The sequence below is a fragment of the Alloyangia pacifica genome (assembly GCF_003111685.1).
GTDB classification, from domain to species: domain Bacteria; phylum Pseudomonadota; class Alphaproteobacteria; order Rhodobacterales; family Rhodobacteraceae; genus Salipiger; species Salipiger pacificus_A.
The window spans coordinates 194,570-210,079 of record NZ_CP022191.1; the positions used below are offsets into that span (position 1 = coordinate 194,570).

Annotated in this window: 14 protein-coding genes; 4 read left to right on the plus strand and 10 right to left on the minus strand. The window is 67.6% G+C overall.

The window, feature by feature from the left end; all coding sequences use genetic code 11:
• Positions 1-142: 142 nt before the first annotated feature.
• The 4 genes from CEW88_RS20075 to CEW88_RS20090 all read right to left on the minus strand — a co-directional run bounded on the left by CEW88_RS20075 (position 143) and on the right by CEW88_RS20090 (position 4,640).
• Positions 143-1,606 carry a uracil-xanthine permease family protein gene (locus tag CEW88_RS20075; RefSeq protein WP_108970143.1) on the minus strand — a complete coding sequence of 488 codons (1,464 nt, stop codon included), beginning with the start codon at positions 1,604-1,606 and terminating at the stop codon, positions 143-145.
• Between the two features lie 52 nt (positions 1,607-1,658).
• Positions 1,659-2,147 carry an ureidoglycolate lyase gene (locus CEW88_RS20080; RefSeq protein ID WP_108970144.1) on the minus strand — a complete coding sequence of 163 codons (489 nt, stop codon included), beginning with the start codon at positions 2,145-2,147 and terminating at the stop codon, positions 1,659-1,661.
• Entirely contained in the window at positions 2,144-3,580 is a 1,437-nt protein-coding gene (gene puuE / locus CEW88_RS20085) for an allantoinase PuuE (protein ID WP_254694572.1), read from the minus strand. Before puuE ends, CEW88_RS20080 begins: the two co-directional genes overlap by 4 nt.
• Before the next feature lie 124 nt (positions 3,581-3,704).
• Entirely contained in the window at positions 3,705-4,640 is a 936-nt protein-coding gene (locus tag CEW88_RS20090; protein ID WP_108970145.1) for a LysR family transcriptional regulator, read from the minus strand.
• A gap of 101 nt (positions 4,641-4,741) precedes the next feature.
• Between CEW88_RS20090 and CEW88_RS20095 the strand changes: the two genes are divergently transcribed.
• The 3 genes from CEW88_RS20095 to CEW88_RS20105 all read left to right on the plus strand — a co-directional run bounded on the left by CEW88_RS20095 (position 4,742) and on the right by CEW88_RS20105 (position 8,099).
• Positions 4,742-5,974, plus strand: a complete 1,233-nt coding sequence (locus CEW88_RS20095) for a urate hydroxylase PuuD (RefSeq protein WP_108970146.1) — start codon at positions 4,742-4,744, stop codon at positions 5,972-5,974.
• Between the two features lie 150 nt (positions 5,975-6,124).
• Positions 6,125-7,114, plus strand: a complete 990-nt coding sequence (locus tag CEW88_RS20100) for an NAD(P)-dependent oxidoreductase (RefSeq protein WP_108970147.1) — start codon at positions 6,125-6,127, stop codon at positions 7,112-7,114.
• A 229-nt stretch (positions 7,115-7,343) separates the two neighbouring features.
• Positions 7,344-8,099 (plus strand): sulfite exporter TauE/SafE family protein, encoded by a 756-nt coding sequence (locus CEW88_RS20105; protein ID WP_108970148.1) that lies wholly within the window; start codon positions 7,344-7,346, stop codon positions 8,097-8,099.
• A gap of 301 nt (positions 8,100-8,400) precedes the next feature.
• Here the strand turns inward: CEW88_RS20105 and CEW88_RS20110 are convergent, their stop codons facing one another.
• Genes CEW88_RS20110 through CEW88_RS20135 form a run of 6 tightly spaced genes read right to left on the minus strand, consistent with a single transcriptional unit; the run spans position 8,401 to position 13,683 of the window.
• Positions 8,401-9,333, minus strand: coding sequence for an isoaspartyl peptidase/L-asparaginase family protein (locus CEW88_RS20110; protein ID WP_108970149.1), 933 nt, complete (start codon positions 9,331-9,333; stop codon positions 8,401-8,403).
• Positions 9,330-10,229 (minus strand): polysaccharide deacetylase family protein, encoded by a 900-nt coding sequence (locus CEW88_RS20115; protein WP_108970150.1) that lies wholly within the window; start codon positions 10,227-10,229, stop codon positions 9,330-9,332. The genes CEW88_RS20110 and CEW88_RS20115 overlap by 4 nt, the downstream gene beginning before the upstream one ends.
• Positions 10,226-10,978: an SDR family NAD(P)-dependent oxidoreductase gene (locus tag CEW88_RS20120; protein ID WP_108970151.1), complete on the minus strand. Its 753-nt coding sequence runs from the start codon at positions 10,976-10,978 to the stop codon at positions 10,226-10,228. The genes CEW88_RS20115 and CEW88_RS20120 overlap by 4 nt, the downstream gene beginning before the upstream one ends.
• The gene (locus CEW88_RS20125) at positions 10,969-11,988 is read right to left on the minus strand and encodes a ketopantoate reductase family protein (protein ID WP_108970152.1); all 1,020 of its coding nucleotides are present in this window, start codon (positions 11,986-11,988) and stop codon (positions 10,969-10,971) included. The genes CEW88_RS20120 and CEW88_RS20125 overlap by 10 nt, the downstream gene beginning before the upstream one ends.
• Positions 11,985-12,686, minus strand: a complete 702-nt coding sequence (locus CEW88_RS20130) for a creatininase family protein (protein ID WP_108970153.1) — start codon at positions 12,684-12,686, stop codon at positions 11,985-11,987. The genes CEW88_RS20125 and CEW88_RS20130 overlap by 4 nt, the downstream gene beginning before the upstream one ends.
• A gap of 1 nt (position 12,687) precedes the next feature.
• Complete coding sequence (locus CEW88_RS20135; protein ID WP_108970154.1) at positions 12,688-13,683, minus strand: GntR family transcriptional regulator; 996 nt, start codon at positions 13,681-13,683, stop codon at positions 12,688-12,690.
• Positions 13,684-13,851: 168 nt separating this feature from the next.
• On the opposite strand from CEW88_RS20135, the gene CEW88_RS20140 reads away from it, so the two are divergent.
• Positions 13,852-15,423 carry an ABC transporter substrate-binding protein gene (locus CEW88_RS20140; protein WP_108970155.1) on the plus strand — a complete coding sequence of 524 codons (1,572 nt, stop codon included), beginning with the start codon at positions 13,852-13,854 and terminating at the stop codon, positions 15,421-15,423.
• Positions 15,424-15,510 lie beyond the last annotated feature (87 nt).

The window sequence follows — 15,510 nt, forward strand, 5'->3', positions numbered from 1 at the left end:
GGCAAGCCTTCACCCTTTCTCTATTGTGGAATGCGGCCCCCGTGCCCACCCGGAAAAAGGCCGAAGGTCGCCCGGGGCTCTCTCAAAGGCAAACGGCGCGCCCCGAGCGGCGCGCCGCAGCTTCTGCGAAGGATGGATGGGGTCAGGCGCTCTCGCCGCGCGGCTCCTCTCCGCGATGGCCGGCCATGCCTCCCGAAACCTCTTCGGTGGATTCCTCGGCCAGCTCCTTCGGCAGCACGAGGTTGAGCACGATGGCGATCAGCGCTGCGGGCAGGATCCCCGAGGCGCCGAGGATGCGCAGCGTGTCGGGCAGGTGCTGCAGCGCATTGGGCGCGCCCGGCGCGACGTTCAGCACCTCGAGCTGCAGCCCGAGTCCGACAGAGAGCGCCACGGCGAAGATCACCATGTTGCGCCGCGTCCAGTCGACGTCGGACAGCATCGAGATACCCGAGGCGACGACCATGCCGAACATCACGATGACGCCGCCGCCCAGCACCTCGATCGGCACGGTGCGGATCACGCCGCCGACCTTCGGCACCAGCCCGCAGACGATCAGGAAGATCGCGCCGATGGTCACCACGTGGCGGCTCATCACGCCGGTCATGGCGATGAGCCCGACGTTCTGGCTGAACGAGGTGTTGGGCAGGCCGCCGAAGATCCCGGCGATCGCCGAGCCTACACCGTCGGCATAGGTGGCCCCGGCGATCTCGCGGTCGGTGGCCTCGCGCCCCGCGCCGCCCTTGGTGATGCCCGAAACGTCGCCGACGGTCTCGACCGCCGAGACGAAGGCCATCAGGCAAAAGCCGATGACCCCGGCGACCGTGAACTCGATGCCGTAGCGGAACGGCTGCGGCAGCGAGAAGGCGGCGGCGTTCTGCCACGAGCCGGCGATGGCGTCGAACGAAAGCAGCCCGGTGAAGATCGCGTAGACATAGCCCACGAGAATGCCCACCAGCACCGCCGAGATGCTGAGCATGCCGCGGGCGAAGAACTTCAGCCCCAGCGTCACCGCCAGCACCACCAGCGCCGTCGACCAGCTTGCCCAAGACCCGTACCTGGCGAGCCCGGCCTCCTTGGCCGGCACGCCGCCCGCCGCGTATTCGATGCCGACTTTGACCAGCGCGAGGCCGATCATCGTAACGACCAGGCCGGTCACCAGCGGCGGCAACGCAAAGCGGATGCGGCCGATCACCGTGCCAAGGAGCGCGTGGAAGAGGCCGCCCGCGAGGATGCCGCCGAACATGGCTGCCAGCCCGTCGACCCCCTTGCCCGCGACCAGCGGGATCATGATCGGGATGAAGGCAAAGCTTGTGCCCTGCACGATCGGAAGGCCCGCTCCGATCGGCCCCAGCGTGAGCGTCTGGAACAGCGTCGCCACCCCGGCAAAGAGCATGGACATCTGGATGAGATAAAGCAGTTCCGGGAAGTCGGGGCTGTTCGAGCCGAAGCCGAAACCCGCCGCGCCCGCGACGATGATCGCCGGGGTCACGTTCGAGACGAACATCGCCAGCACGTGCTGGATGCCGAGCGGGATGGCGCGGCTGAGCGCGGGGGTGAAGTTCGGATCGCGCAATTGCTCGGGCGTTCCGATGCGGTGGTCGGTCATGTCTTGGGGTGCTCCCTGCTGGGGCGCGGGGCCGGTCTTGCTGCCGGCGTCCTCACGCGGTGGCGTGAATGAGGTAAGGCTCTTCGAACCAGTGCTCCTCGAGGTTTGGCCCCGCGCCGATCCGGTCGATCACGGCGAAGAGCCCCGGCGCGCGCAGCGGGGTCAGCACCCCGTGCCACGTGCCGCGACGGAAATTGATCCCCTGTCCGGGGCGGGTGAGAAAGGCGCGGGGCGCTCCCGGCACGCCGCCCTCGTCGGGGGCGACAACCACGAGGAACGGATCATGGCTCATCGGCAGAAAGGCCTGGCTGCCCTGTGGGTGGCGCTCGACCATCTCGAGCCGCAAGGGCAGCGCGCGCGGCTCCGCCTTGAAGAGGCTGATCCCGGCGTGGCCATCCAGCATGTCGAGCGTCGCGCGGTCGTGGAAACGTCCGCACAGCCCCTGGTTGATGATCCGGTCAGGCGGTCCCTCCGCCTCCAGCACCTCGCCAAAGGGGGCAAAGGCGGCGGCGGCAAGAGGTTCGGCGACGATCCGGCTCATGCGCCGAGCTTGTCCATCAGGCGCAGCTCGGCAATGCGCTCGACCTGCCTGCACGCCTCTTCGAACTCGGTGGCGCGATCATTGCCGAGGCGGCGGCGGAAGGCCTCCATGATCGAGAGCTTGTCGTTGTCACGCACGGCAATGATGAAGGGAAAGCCGAATTTCGCGGTATAGGCCTCGTTGAGCCCGGTAAAGGCGTCGCGCTCGGCATCGGTCAGCGCATCGAGCCCCGCCCCCGCCTGCTCGGCGGTCGACTCCTCGGTGAGCCGCTTGGCCTGTGCCAGCTTGCCCGCCAGATCGGGGTGCGCGGTCAGCACGGCAAGCCGCTGTTCGTCGGAGGCCGCGCGGAAGACCCGCGCCAGCGCGGCATGAACGCCGCGCGCGGTGTCATGGGTCTGCCCGAGTTCCAGCGCATGGGCGCCCTCGGCGATCCAAGGGCTGTGCTCGAAGACGCCGCCGAAGGCCTCCACGAAGGCGCGGCGGTCCATCCGCGACGGGCGCGGGCCGGTCGGCGCGGGATGCTCCGTCGCCCAATGCTCGGCGATCTGCGCGCGGGTGGCGAACCAGACGCCCTCCTGCGCGGCCATGTGGGCCAGCACCCGCTTCAGCGCCGCCACCCGGCCCGGACGGCCGACGAGCCGGCAATGCAGGCCGATCGACAGCATCTTCGGCGCCCCCGCGAGGCCCTCCTCATAAAGCGTATCGAAACTGTCGCGCAGGTAGGCCTCGAACTGGTCGCCCGAATTGAACCCCTGCGGCGAAGCAAAGCGCATGTCATTGGCGTCGAGCGTATAGGGCACGATCAGCTGCTCCTTGCTGCCGACCTTCACCCAATAGGGCAGGTCGTCGGCGTAACTGTCGGCGATGTAGTCGAAATCCCCCTCCTCGGCGGCGAGACGCACGGTGTTCATCGAGCAGCGCCCGGTGTACCAGCCGCGCGGCGGCGCGCCGGTGACGAGGGTGTGCAGGCGGATCGCCTCGCGGATCTGCGCGCGCTCCTCTTCCTCGGGCATGTCCTTGTGCTCGACCCACTTGAGACCATGCGAGGCGATCTCCCAGCCGGCGCGCTGCATGGCAGACACCTGCTCTGGCGCACGGGCAAGCGCGGTGGCAACGCCGTAGACGGTGACGGGGAGGTCCTTCAGCAGCCGGTGCAGCCGCCAGAATCCGGCGCGGGCGCCGTATTCGTAGATCGACTCCATGTTCCAGTGACGCTGGCCCGGCCATGGCGCCGCGCCGACGATCTCGGACAGGAAGGCCTCGGAGGCGGCGTCGCCGTGCAGGATGTTGTTCTCGCCGCCTTCTTCGTAGTTCACCACGATCTGCACCGCGATCTTTGCGCCGTTCGGCCAGTTCGCGGCGGGCGGGGACTCGCCATATCCGGTCATGTCGCGGGGATAGCGGGGTGCGGTCAGCGGGCTCAGCAGCGTCATCTGGGACGGGCTCCTTCGGTGTTGCCTCCGGGTCATCCCTAAGGTGTAATCCGAATAATGCCGGATGATTTTCAATTTCCGTTTGAAGCTGCCTCAACAACCTTGCGTGGAGCCCGGCGCGCCCCTAGCGCCCGCTTTCCGTCGCGCGGTCCTCGGCCTGCCGGATTGCCGCGCCGACCCGGTCCGTGATGTAATCCATGAAGAGCCGCGTCTTGGGGTCCTGTCCCTTGCGATGGGTGAACAGGCAGGCCATTTGAATCGGCTCGGGCGGCGTGTCCTCGGCCACCGGGACCAACCGGCCGATGCGCAGGTATTCGGCCACTTCGAAGACCGGCTTCAGCGCGATCCCCTCGCCCGCCAGCGCCCAGTCGGTCAGCACGTCGCCGTCATCGGATTCGTAGCGTCCGGAGACGGCGAAGCGTTTCGGCCCCTCGGGCGTGCGCAGCCGCCACTGGAACTCGGTGGCGCCGGGAAAGCGCAGGTTGAGGCATTCGTGGCGGTGGGCGATCAGCGCCTCGCCCGAGGTCGGGTTGCCCCGCCGCGCGGTGTAGGAGGGCGCGGCGACGAGCACGCGCTGCACGTCGGCGATCTTGCGCATCCGCAGCGCGCTGTCCTCGGGCGTCCCGAGGAAGAACGCCAGATCGAGCCCCTCGGTTGTCAGGTCCACCTTGCGATCCGACAGGCGAAGGCGGATCTGCACATCCGGGTATTCCTTGAGGAACCCGGGCACATGGGGCGCGATCAGCCGCCTGCCGACGCCGAGAGGCGCCGCGACGTAGAGCGAGCCCTTCGGGTTGTCGGTGAGCTGGGCCACCTGCGCCTCGGCCATCTCCAGCACCTCGAGCACTTCGCGCGCCCCCCCGTAGAAGGCCCGACCCTGCTCGGTCGGGGCGAGGTTGCGCGTGGTGCGCTGGAAGAGCCGCACATTGAGATGCTCCTCGAGCTGCGAGATTCGCGCCGAAGTGACCGCCGGTGAGATTCTCAGGTCGCGGCCTGCGGCGGACATGCTGCCCAACTCGTAGACACGGACGAAGGTGCGGATATTGTCGAGATAGGACATTCTTCGGCAAAACTTGAAACTGCTTGGATGTTGCTGGAGATAGCAGAATAATTGCTCGCGGCCTAGAGTGCCGCAACAAACTGCATCAGGGAGAGACCGGCATGTATGATCTCGCGATCCTCTGGGATTGGCTCGGCTTTGCCGTGCGTTGGCTGCACGTGATCACCGCGATCGCCTGGATCGGCTCGTCCTTTTATTTCATCGCGCTCGACCTCGGCCTGCGCAAGGCGCCGCACCTGCCGGTCGGCGCGCATGGCGAGGAATGGCAGGTCCATGGCGGCGGGTTCTACCACGTGCAGAAGTACCTCGTGGCGCCCGAGGCGATGCCCGACCACCTGACCTGGTTCAAATGGGAGAGCTATGCCACCTGGCTCTCAGGCGCGGCGCTCTTGATGATCGTCTATTGGGCGGGCGGCGAGCTTTTCCTGATCGATCCCACCAAGGCCGACATCTCGCTCTTCCAGGGCATCGTGATCTCGGCGCTGTCGCTGACCCTCGGCTGGCTGGTCTACGACCGGCTCTGCAAGTCCAGGCTCGGCGAGACGCCGACGCTGCTGATGGTGCTGCTCTTCGGGATGCTGGTGGTGATGTCCTGGGGCTACACCCAGGTGTTCACCGGCCGCGCCGCGCTCTTGCACCTCGGCGCCTTCACCGCGACGATCATGACCGCCAACGTCTTCTTCATCATCATGCCGAACCAGCGCATCGTGGTGGACGACCTGAAGAACGGCCGCACCCCCGATCCCAAGTACGGCAAGATCGCCAAGCTGCGCTCGACGCACAACAACTACCTGACGCTGCCGGTCGTCTTTTTGATGCTGTCGAACCACTACCCGCTGGCCTTTGCCACCGAGACCGCCTGGATCATTCCCTGCCTGGTCTTCCTCATGGGGGTGACGATCCGGCATTTCTTCAACACGATGCACGCGCGCAAGAAGGCGCCCTACTGGACCTGGGCGGTGACCGCGCTGCTCTTCATCGCCATCGCCTGGCTCTCCACCGCGCCGATGCTGGATACCTACGAGGAGGCCGAGGCCCGGCCGCTCACCGCCGCCGAGCAGCGTTTCGCGGGGGCGGCGGGCTTCGAGGACGCCTATCACGCGGTGATCGGCAATTGCTCGATGTGCCATGCGCGCGAGCCCTCGTGGGACGGGCTGCACCACCCGCCCAAGGGCGTGGTGCTCGAGACCGAATCCGACGTCGCCCGCCACGCGCGGCTGATCTTCCTGCAGGCCGGCGCCAGCCACGCCATGCCACCGCCCAACGCCATCCAGATGGACCCGGCGGCGCGCCGCGAGATCGTCCAGTGGTACCGCGCCGCGACAAAAGGCTGAGCACGCGCCGGTCGAGACTTCCGCCTGTTGCGCAGGTGCGGCAGTGTGGGGCGTCCCGGTCTCGGACCGGGTCGTCTCGCCGGTGATCCGCCGCGCCCATCGCAAGGGGCATGCCGGCACCGTGCACCCGGTTGCCCTGGAGATCCCGACTTGAAGGTTCACATACTCGACGATTGGTACGACAACCTGCGGTGCCTGCCGTCTTTTTCCCTGCTCGACGGCCATGAGGTCACCGTCTGGACCGACCGCGCCCCCGATGCCGCCGCCCAGGCCGCGCGGCTGAAGGGCGCCGAGGCGGTGGTGCTGTTCCGCGACCGGACCACGATCAACGCCGAGCTGGCCGAAGCGCTCGATGGGGTGAAGCTGATTGCCATGCGCGGCCAGCATGGCCATGTGGATACCGACGCGCTGAGCCGTGCCGGCATCCTCTTTTGCTCGAAGATGAGCAAGGACGGCCCCTCGACCTCGACCGCCGAGCTGACCTTCGGGCTGATCATCGCGGCGCTGCGCCACCTGCCCGAGCAGATCGCCTCGGCCCTCGCGGGGGCTTGGCAGGGCCACGCGCCGCTGGGGCGCAACGTGGCGGGCAAGAGGCTGGGACTCTACGGCTACGGCGGCATCGCCAAGGTGGTGGCGGGGTATGCGCGTGCCTTCGGAATGGACGTGCAGGTCTGGGCCTCGGAGGCGAGCCGTGCCCGCGCCGCTGTCGATGGTTTGATCGTTCCCGAGGACCGCGAGGCCTTTTTTGCAAGCTCGGACGTGGTGTCGATCCACAAGCGCCTGCTGCCCGAGACCCGGGGCGAGGTCACCGAGGCCGACCTGATGGTGATGCGGCCGGACTCGGTGCTGGTGAACACCTCGCGCGCCAGCGTCATTGCGCCGGGTGCCCTGCTGGCCGCGCTCGAGGCGGGCCGCATCGGGCAGGCCGCGCTCGATGTCTTCCCCGCAGAGCCCGTCACCGATCCCGCCGATCCGCTGCTCTCGCACCCCCGGGTGATCCCGACGCCGCACGTGGGTTTCGTGACCTCCGAGGAGCTCGACAAGCAATTCGGCGAGATTTTCGAGCTGATCATTGCCTACGCCGAGGGCGCACCGATCGAGATGATCAATCCCGAGGTCTGGTCGCCCAGCCAGAGTTGAGCGCGAGGCGGGCCGGAACCTGGCGAGCAGCTCCGGTCATCGTCGATCGTGCGCGGGTGGTGCGCCAGCGCCGCGTGGCTGAGGGTCGGCGCCTCAACGCCGCGCTGGAAAGAGCCGTCATCGGCTTTGCCCCTGCAGGCCTCCTGCTCCAGATAGACGACCCGCACCCCTTGTTCTTCCCTGCAATAGTTGAGATCCTGCGGCACCTTACTGCAAGAGCAAACCTCCCATGATCCCATCCCTGCTGCTGCCCGACGGCATGACCGAAGCGGTCTTTGCCCTGCTCATCGGCACGAGCTTCGCCGCCTCCTTCATCACCGTCGCCTTCGGCATCGGCGGCGGCGGTGTCCTCTTGGCGGTCATGGCGAGCCTGGTGCCCCCGGCGGCGCTGATCCCGACCCATGGCGTCATCCAGCTTGGCTCGAACTTCGGGCGCGCGGCGCTGACCTTCCGCCACATCCACTGGTCGGTGATCCCGGCCTTTGCACTCGGCTCGCTGATCGGCGCGGCGGCGGGCGGCGTCATCGCGGTGACCTTGCCGCCGTCGATCATGCAGATCGGTATCGGCGCCTTCGTGATCTACTCGGTCTTTGCCAAGCCGCCCAAGGGGCTGCGCGACTGGCCTGCCATCGTCGGCGCGGTGTCGAGCTTCCTGACCATGTTCTTCGGCGCAACCGGGCTCTTCGTTGCGACCTTCACCAAGTCGCAGGAGCTGCCCCGCCACTCCTATATCGCGACCCATGCGACGCTGATGACGGTGCAGCACGGGATCAAGACGCTGACCTTCGGCCTGCTCGGCTTCGCCTTCGCCCAATGGGGGGCGTTCGTCGTGGCGATGATCGCCGCCGGTCTGCTCGGAACGGTCTCGGGGAAGATGGTGCTCAACAGGATGAACGATCACCGCTTCCGTTTGGCGCTCGACACGATCCTGATCCTGCTGGCCCTGCGGCTCATCTATGCGGGTCTGCGGGATCTTCTGGGCTGAGGGCCGCTTGGCCACAGGCGCGCCCGGCGGCAATCAGATCTTGGAGCATCAGCGCAGCCGCTGACAAGTATGTGTTCGCGCGGGCAACAACCTAGACGCCGCGGATCACCTCCGGCGTCACCAGATTGCGCAGCGCGCGCGGCCGCGCTTCAAGCCTTCGGTCTTTGCGCCGCTCGCGGCCCACACGCTCAAGGAACTGGCGCCGAAGATGGAGCTGCCTCGGGCCGCAGCTCGCCGCCATTCGCAGATCTGCAAGGCCTGCTGCGGTGGCGAGGGCAATTGCGGCGGCTATCCCGACGAGTCACGGTGTGCGGTAGATTGCCAGCACAGGCGACTCTCCCTCGCGCACGCTTGCGCGGTACATGCCTTCGCAGTTGAAGGGCATCGCGATGCTGCCGTCCTGCGACACGGCGATCACCCCACCCGAACCATCGTGGTCATGCAGGTCATGCATCACCACATGGCTGGCGGCGTCCTCGAGCGTCTCGCCCAGGAACCTCATCCGCGCGGCGATCTCGCTGCCCGCCGTGTAGCGGATGAAAACCTCTCCATGCCCCGTGCCCGAGACCGCGCAGGTGGCATTCTCGGCGAAGGTTCCCGCCCCCGGCAGCGGCGTGTCGCCGACCCGGCCGGGCAGCTTGGCGGTCATCCCCCCGGTGGAGGTGGCCGCCGCGAGGTTGCCCGCGCGGTCGCGCGCCACCGCGCCGACCGTGCCGTGGCGGCGGGCCGGATCGTCGCTTTCCTCGCCGTTGCGGCGCATCTCCAGCGTCTCCTGCAGGGCGTCCCAGCGGGCCTGAGTGAAAAAGTACTCCGGCTCCTCGAAGGGCAGCCCGGCATCGCGCGCGACCTGCAGCGCGTTGGGCCCAATCAGCAGCACATGCGGCGTGCGCTCCATCACCGCGCGGGCAGCGCGCACCGGGTTGCGCGGGCCGCAGATCCCGGCCACGGCCCCGGCGCTGCGGTCGCGCCCGTCCATCACGCAGGCGTCCATCTCCTGCACACCTTCGGTGGTGAAGACCGCGCCGCGCCCGGCGTTGAACAGCGGCTCATCTTCGAACGCGCAGACCGCGGCGGTCACCGCATCCATCGCGCTGCCGCCGCTCCGCAGCACCGCCTCGCCCGCCTCGAGCGCGCGGGCCAGCCCGGCCTCGTAGGCGGCTTCCTTTTCGGGGGACATCTGAGACTTGAGGATGGTCCCGGCCCCGCCGTGGATCGCAAGCGAATAGGTGGTCATTTCGGTCCTTTCAGCCCGGCCTCTTCGGCGCAGTAGCGGGCGATCTCGCCATGGGTGGCAATCCAGCAATCGCCGGTCGCGGTGATATGCTCGAGCAGCTCTTCAAGAATGAAGATGCGCGAGCGGTAGCCGGTGATATGGGGGTGCATGGTGAGCAGGAACAGCCCGCCCTCGGCCCGCGCCCCGTCGAACTCGCGGCGGAAAATATCGAGCACGTCGGCCGGCGGCGTGTAGGGACGCTGCGCACCAAAGCGGTTCATCATGAAATAGACGGCGTCGTCGCGGATCCATTCCACCGGCAGCTCGACGATGCCCGTCGGCTCGCCCGCATCGAGGATCTCGAAGGGGTCGTCGTCATTGAACAGCGAGCTGTCATAGAGCAACCCGAGCTCGCGCGCGATCTTCAGCGTGACCTGCGAGTAGTCCCAGGACGGCGTGCGCATCCCGACCGGACGCGTTCCGGTGATCTTCTCCAGCGTGTCAGCAGAGCGCAGCATCAGGTCGCGCTCCGCCTCGGGCGGCACCTGCGTGTTGCGCTCGTGGATCCAGCCGTGCAGGCCGATCTCGTGGCCTTCCTGCGCCAGCATCCGCTGTTCCTCGGGGTGCAGAAGCGCCGCGACGGCGGGAACGAAGAAGCTTGCCTTCGCGTCGAAGCGGTCGAGCACCTGCTTGATCCGCGGGATGCCGCGGCGCGCGCCGTATTCACCCCAGCCGAGACGGGCGATCGAGGTGCCGCCATCGCGCAGCTCATTGGTCTCGTGGTCGCTGTCGAAGCTGAGCGCCACGGCGCAGCGCGCGCCGCCCGGCCAGCGGTCCGGCAGCAGGCTGCGCCCGGCGCGCACCTGCCCCACCAGCCCGCGCCACTGCGCCTCGTCCCATTCGTGCGGCTCGCTCATGCATGTCCTCCGTCCACAGACAGCACCTGTCCGCTGATCCATTCCGCCGCCTCCGAGGCCAGGAAGGTCACCGCCCCGGCGATATCCTCGGGCCGACCGAGCCGCCGCGTGTGAATGCCGCTCAGCACGGCTTTCTGGCGCTCGGGGCCGAAGGCCTCCCACTGTTTCTCGGTCGAGGGGTTCGACAGCACGAAGCCCGGCGCCACCGAGTTGACGGTGATCCCCTGCGGCCCCAGCTCCAGCGCCAGCTGCCGCGTCAGCCCGACGAGCGCGTGTTTCGCTGAGGCATAGGCCTGAATGCCGGTGAGGCTGGGCCGCAGCCCCGCGCCCGACGAGATGGTGACGATCCGCCCGCTCCCGCGCGCCTTCATCCCCGGCGCCACTGCCTGCGCGCACCACATGGCGGCATCGACGTTGGCGCGGAAGATGGCGTACCAGTCGTCCTCGGCGATCTCCTCGATCGGGCGGCCCACCTGCCCGCGCACCCCGCCAGCGGAGGTGACCAGAACGTCGATCCGGCCATGGCGCGCCAGAACCTCAGCAATGGCGGCAGCGGCGCTCTCGCGGCTGCCGAGATCGGCGGCGTGCAGGCTCATGCCCTCTGCGCCGAGCGTCGCCATGCCGTCCATATCGATGTCGAGCCCCGCGACCCGTGCGCCCGAGTCGGCGAAGCGCCGCGCGATGGCCGCCCCGATGCCCTGCGCCGCCCCGGTGACCGCCACGACCTTGCCCTCGAAACTCAGACGCATAGCGGCAGCATCTCCGTCACCAGATCGGCGGACTGCGCGCGCCGGCCTTCCTCGATGTCATGGATCAGCTCGACCATCCGCGCCAGCGCCGGCACCTCGATGCCATGCGTTTGGCCGAGCCCGACCATCACCCCGATCTGCGCGTCCACCTCGGTGCGGCGCTTGCGCACGGCGAGGTCGCGCCAGATTCCGGAATGGGTTTTCGCCGTCTTTCGGTTGTGCGCGACCAACTTGTCCATCGAGACGTCGATCGCCGCGCGGTCCCCGGCACGAAAGGCCTCGGGGTCGAAGCCGTTGAAACCCAGCGGCGTGACCCCTTCGGCGGCGGCCAGCGTCATCACCTCGCGGCCGAGCTGCGCGTAGACCGCGCGATGCTCGGGTCGGGCCATGGCGTCGGACATGCTGTCGGGCGTCAGCGCGGTGCAGAAGAGCAGCGCACCATAGCCCATCTTGCCCCAGAGATAGCCCCAGATGTTGTCGGTCAGCACCGCCTCGGGCTCGAGGATCGACAGCAGCGCATGGACCTCGCGCGCGCGGTCGGTGACCTGCCCGTCAAGCTCGCCCACCGCCACCGCGGCGCGGTTGCCGAAGAGGACAACCCCCGGCTCCAGCCAGTCGGCGCCGTAGTTGACGAAACAGCCGACGGTATTTTCCGCACCGACCCGCGCCGCGATGACCCGCTCGTTGAGCCCGTTCTGCGCCGAGACCACGTAGCCACCCGGCGCCAGATGCGGCAGCAGCATTTCCAGCGCCGCCTCGGTGACATGCGCCTTCACCGCGAGGATGACGACGTCATAGATGCCGGTCAGCTCTTCCGGGGTGCTGGCGGGCAGCACCTGGGTGAACTCTTCGACCGGCCCTTCGATGCGCAGCCCGGACGTGCGCATGGCTTCGACGTGCTCGGGCACGATGTCGACCATGTGCACCGCCCGCCCGGCGCGGGCGAGATAGGCACCGAGGATGCCCCCGATCGCCCCCGCGCCCCAGATCAGGATCGGACGCGCGCTCATGCCCAGTCCCCGTCGAGCAGTGCGCGGGTCTCTTCCACGGCCACGCCCCAGAGCCGGTCGGTCTCGGCGTCGGGCTTCTGGTAGACGCCGCCGTAGTTGCCATCGCCGATCAGCGCGCGCACCCCGGCGGCGTCGCGATCGCGCAGCCGCTCGAAGGGCACGAAGGGCTTCTGCTCATCCGGCAGCGCGCGGCCCGGCAGCCGCGTCCAGGGGAAGTTCTCCATCCAGCTCGCGTGGCTGGCCACCGGGTCGATCTCCTGCACGCAGGCCCAGGTCTTCGGCGCGCGCCACCAGTCGTGAAACCGGCAACGGGCGCCCGGGTTGGCCTGCATCCACTCCATGGTGACCGGCTGCACCGGGCTGTTGCCGCCGTGACCGTTGACGATGAGGATGCGGCGGAAGCCGGTGGCGTAGAGACTGTCGAGGATGTCCCGAACCACGGCGGCATAGGTCGCGAGCTTCAGCGTCACGCTGCCGGGAAAGCCCATGAAGTAGGGGGTGAGCCCGTAGGCCAGCGCCGGGAAGACCGGCACGCCGAGCGGCTCGGCGGCATCGGCGGCGACTTTCTCCGACAAAATCGAGTCGACCGAGAGGCTCAGGTAGGCGTGCTGCTCGGTGCTGCCGAGCGGCAGCACGCAGCGGTCGTCGGTCTCGAGGTACTTCTCGATCTCGAACCAGTTGCTTTCCGAAATCCTCACGTCAGTCTTCCTTCTTGCTGGTCAGTCGCAGGCGATGGTCCTCAATGGCCGGCAGAAGCTCGGTCCGGATCGACTGGTTGTCGGGGGTGTGGCGATATTCAAAGCCGGTTTGGCCCGGCCGCAGGTTGTCGCGCAGGTAATCGGTGCCGGTGGCGTAGACGAGCACATCGGCCTCGGCGATCAGCGCCTCGGCGCCCGGCTCGCCGCGCACTGCCATCGAGACGTCCGACACATGCGGCGCAAAGCGCCGGATGCCCGCCTTCATGATAGTGACGAACTCGGGGAAGTAGGAATAGCCGACCACCCGCGCTTCCGTGGGCAGCGAGGCCAGAGACACCCGCGTCGCCTCGTCCGGGATCAGCGTCAGCCCGTAGACCGCGACGCCGGGAAACAGCTCGCGCGCCGCGCCGAGAAGGGTGCGCGGGGCCACCACCAGATCGATATCCTGCGGCGGCGCCCCGCGAAGTTCGGAGAGCACGCCCGGCACGATCTCGTCGCCTTCCGCCAGGCGCGGGCGCAGCGCGGCGGCATAGGCCTCGGTCGCATCGTGGAAGTTGCCGAGCATCATCATGCGCAGCGCCCGGCGCTTGCGGGACTGCGCGGTCGAGACCCGCGTAGCCAGGTCGTCGGCGCTGAAGCCGCATTGCTTGCCCACCCGGATCAGCTCGGCGACAAGCTCGTCGAGCTTGCGCAGCTGCGTGGCGCAGGTGACCGCCGCCCCGGCAGACACGAAGGTGCCCGAGCCCACCCGTCCCTCCAAGTGCCCACCCTCCTGCAGCGTCGCGTAGACCGTGCTGACGGTGACCGGCGAGATACCGAGCCGCGCGGCCATCACCCGCACCGAGGGAAGTCGCGCCCCGGCGGGAAGCTCGCCCGAGGCGATTCCGAATTCCAGCGCCCCACGCAGCTGGACAGAGACCTGTACCGACGACTCGCGGTCGATCGCCTCGGCGATGCGGTTCAGGGATTGATCAAGTTGGGCCTGTTTCTTGCTCATTTCGTCACATTGCATTTAAACACTTTAACTGCCAAGTGTTATGTTTTTCCCTGCACATTATTTATGCAGCTAATCTGTTCGTAGCTATCCGTATCAACATTTTCTTGACCGTATCAATAACTCACCTCAGTGTATCAACATCAAATAACACAACAAGGGAGTTTCAAGATGACACGAGCGACACTCAAGTCCGCCGTCGCGGCTTTGGCCCTGCTGGGCACGGCCCCGATGGTTATGGCCGATGATCTGGTGATCGGCCTGCGCGCCGGTCCCGATTCCATCGACCCGCATTGGTCCACCCTCGGCAGCCAGGCCGAGGCCCTGCGCCACATCTATGACACGCTCGTCGATGTGGATGACAACCTGCAGCTCAAGCCCGGCCTCGCCCTGTCCTGGGAACCCGTCGATGACACCACCTGGGACTTCAAGCTGCGCGAAGGCGTGAAATTCCACGACGGCAGCGACTTCACCGCCGAGGACGCGAAATTCTCGATCGAGCGAATCCCCGAGGTCACCGGCCCGATGTCGATGACGCTCTACACAAAGTATGTGGACAGCGTCGAAGTGGTCGACGACTACACGCTGCGCGTCCACACCAAGGGCATCGCCCCGGCCCTGCCGAACGACTTCACCCGCCTCTTCGTCGTTCCCTCCGAGACCGGCATGGAGGCGCGCAACGAAGAGTTCAACTCGGGCGCCAAGGCGATCGGCACCGGCCCTTACACCTTTGTCTCCTGGCAGCCCAAGGGCGATCTCGTGCTCGAGAAGTTCGACGGCTACTGGGCCGACACCCCGGCCTGGGACAAGGTCATTCGCAAGGAGATCCCGGACGATGCCGCCCGCGTCGCCGCGCTGCGCTCGGGCGAGGTCGACATGATCAACTACGTGCCCGCCTCCGACTACCTGGCGATGAAGAATGATTCCGGCCTCGAGACCTTCATCTCGGACTCGGTCTACATCCTCAACGTGCAGCCCTCGGTCGTTGACGAAGAGCCGCAGCCGATCACGCTCAACGGCGCGCCGGTCGACGGCAACCCGCTGCAGGATGTGCGCGTGCGCAAGGCGCTGGACCTCGCGATCAACCGCGACGTGCTGGTCAATGTCGTCCTCGAAGGCCTCGGCACCCCCGCCAACCAGCTTATGCCCGAGGGCTTCTTCGGCTATTCCGACGAGATCGGCGCGCGTGAATACGACATCGAGCAGGCCAAGGCGCTGCTGGCAGAAGCCGGCTATCCCGACGGGTTCGAGATCGACTTCACCTGCACCAACAACCGTGTCCCGGGTGACGCGGTGGTCTGCGAGGCGCTGGCCCAGATGTGGTCGCGGCTCGGGCTGAAGGTGAAGGCGCAGGCGCTCAACGGCACCGTCTTCTTCCCTGCCGCGGCGCGCAAGGAATACACCATGGCCATGTCCGCCTGGGGCACGTTGACCGGCGAGGCCGCCTACACCTACGGCGCCCTGACCCACACCCCGGACGAGGAGAAGGGCTTCGGCAACTTCAACCGCACCGGCTATTCGAACCCCGAGTTCGACAAGGTCTTCGACGAGGGCGCGCAGACGCTCGACCCGGAGGCACGCCGCAAGCTCTACGAGAAGGCGTCCTACATCGCGATGGAAGACCGGGCGCTGATCCCGACGGTCATCCTGCAGACGGTCTGGGCGGCGGATGCTTCCTCTCTGGAGTTCACGCCGCGCGTCGATCAGGAGACCCGCGCCTACGAAATCTGGCCGGCCAAGTGATCCGGACGCTCCGCTGATAGAGGGGGCGCCTGCCCGGGCGCCCCTACCTGCAACCGCGCGGCGGGCCGCTTCCGCTGCGCGCCGTCA

What these genes read in the sequence shown, in the direction of transcription:
- CEW88_RS20075 (WP_108970143.1), bottom strand. Translation starts at nt 1,606, where the DNA reads ATGACCGACCACCGCATCGGAACGCCCGAGCAATTGCGCGATCCGAAC.
- CEW88_RS20080 (WP_108970144.1), bottom strand. Translation starts at nt 2,147, where the DNA reads ATGAGCCGGATCGTCGCCGAACCTCTTGCCGCCGCCGCCTTTGCCCCC.
- puuE (WP_254694572.1), bottom strand. Translation starts at nt 3,580, where the DNA reads ATGACGCTGCTGAGCCCGCTGACCGCACCCCGCTATCCCCGCGACATG.
- CEW88_RS20090 (WP_108970145.1), bottom strand. Translation starts at nt 4,640, where the DNA reads ATGTCCTATCTCGACAATATCCGCACCTTCGTCCGTGTCTACGAGTTG.
- CEW88_RS20095 (WP_108970146.1), top strand. Translation starts at nt 4,742, where the DNA reads ATGTATGATCTCGCGATCCTCTGGGATTGGCTCGGCTTTGCCGTGCGT.
- CEW88_RS20105 (WP_108970148.1), top strand. Translation starts at nt 7,344, where the DNA reads ATGATCCCATCCCTGCTGCTGCCCGACGGCATGACCGAAGCGGTCTTT.
- CEW88_RS20110 (WP_108970149.1), bottom strand. Translation starts at nt 9,333, where the DNA reads ATGACCACCTATTCGCTTGCGATCCACGGCGGGGCCGGGACCATCCTC.
- CEW88_RS20115 (WP_108970150.1), bottom strand. Translation starts at nt 10,229, where the DNA reads ATGAGCGAGCCGCACGAATGGGACGAGGCGCAGTGGCGCGGGCTGGTG.
- CEW88_RS20120 (WP_108970151.1), bottom strand. Translation starts at nt 10,978, where the DNA reads ATGCGTCTGAGTTTCGAGGGCAAGGTCGTGGCGGTCACCGGGGCGGCG.
- CEW88_RS20125 (WP_108970152.1), bottom strand. Translation starts at nt 11,988, where the DNA reads ATGAGCGCGCGTCCGATCCTGATCTGGGGCGCGGGGGCGATCGGGGGC.
- CEW88_RS20135 (WP_108970154.1), bottom strand. Translation starts at nt 13,683, where the DNA reads ATGAGCAAGAAACAGGCCCAACTTGATCAATCCCTGAACCGCATCGCC.
- CEW88_RS20140 (WP_108970155.1), top strand. Translation starts at nt 13,852, where the DNA reads ATGACACGAGCGACACTCAAGTCCGCCGTCGCGGCTTTGGCCCTGCTG.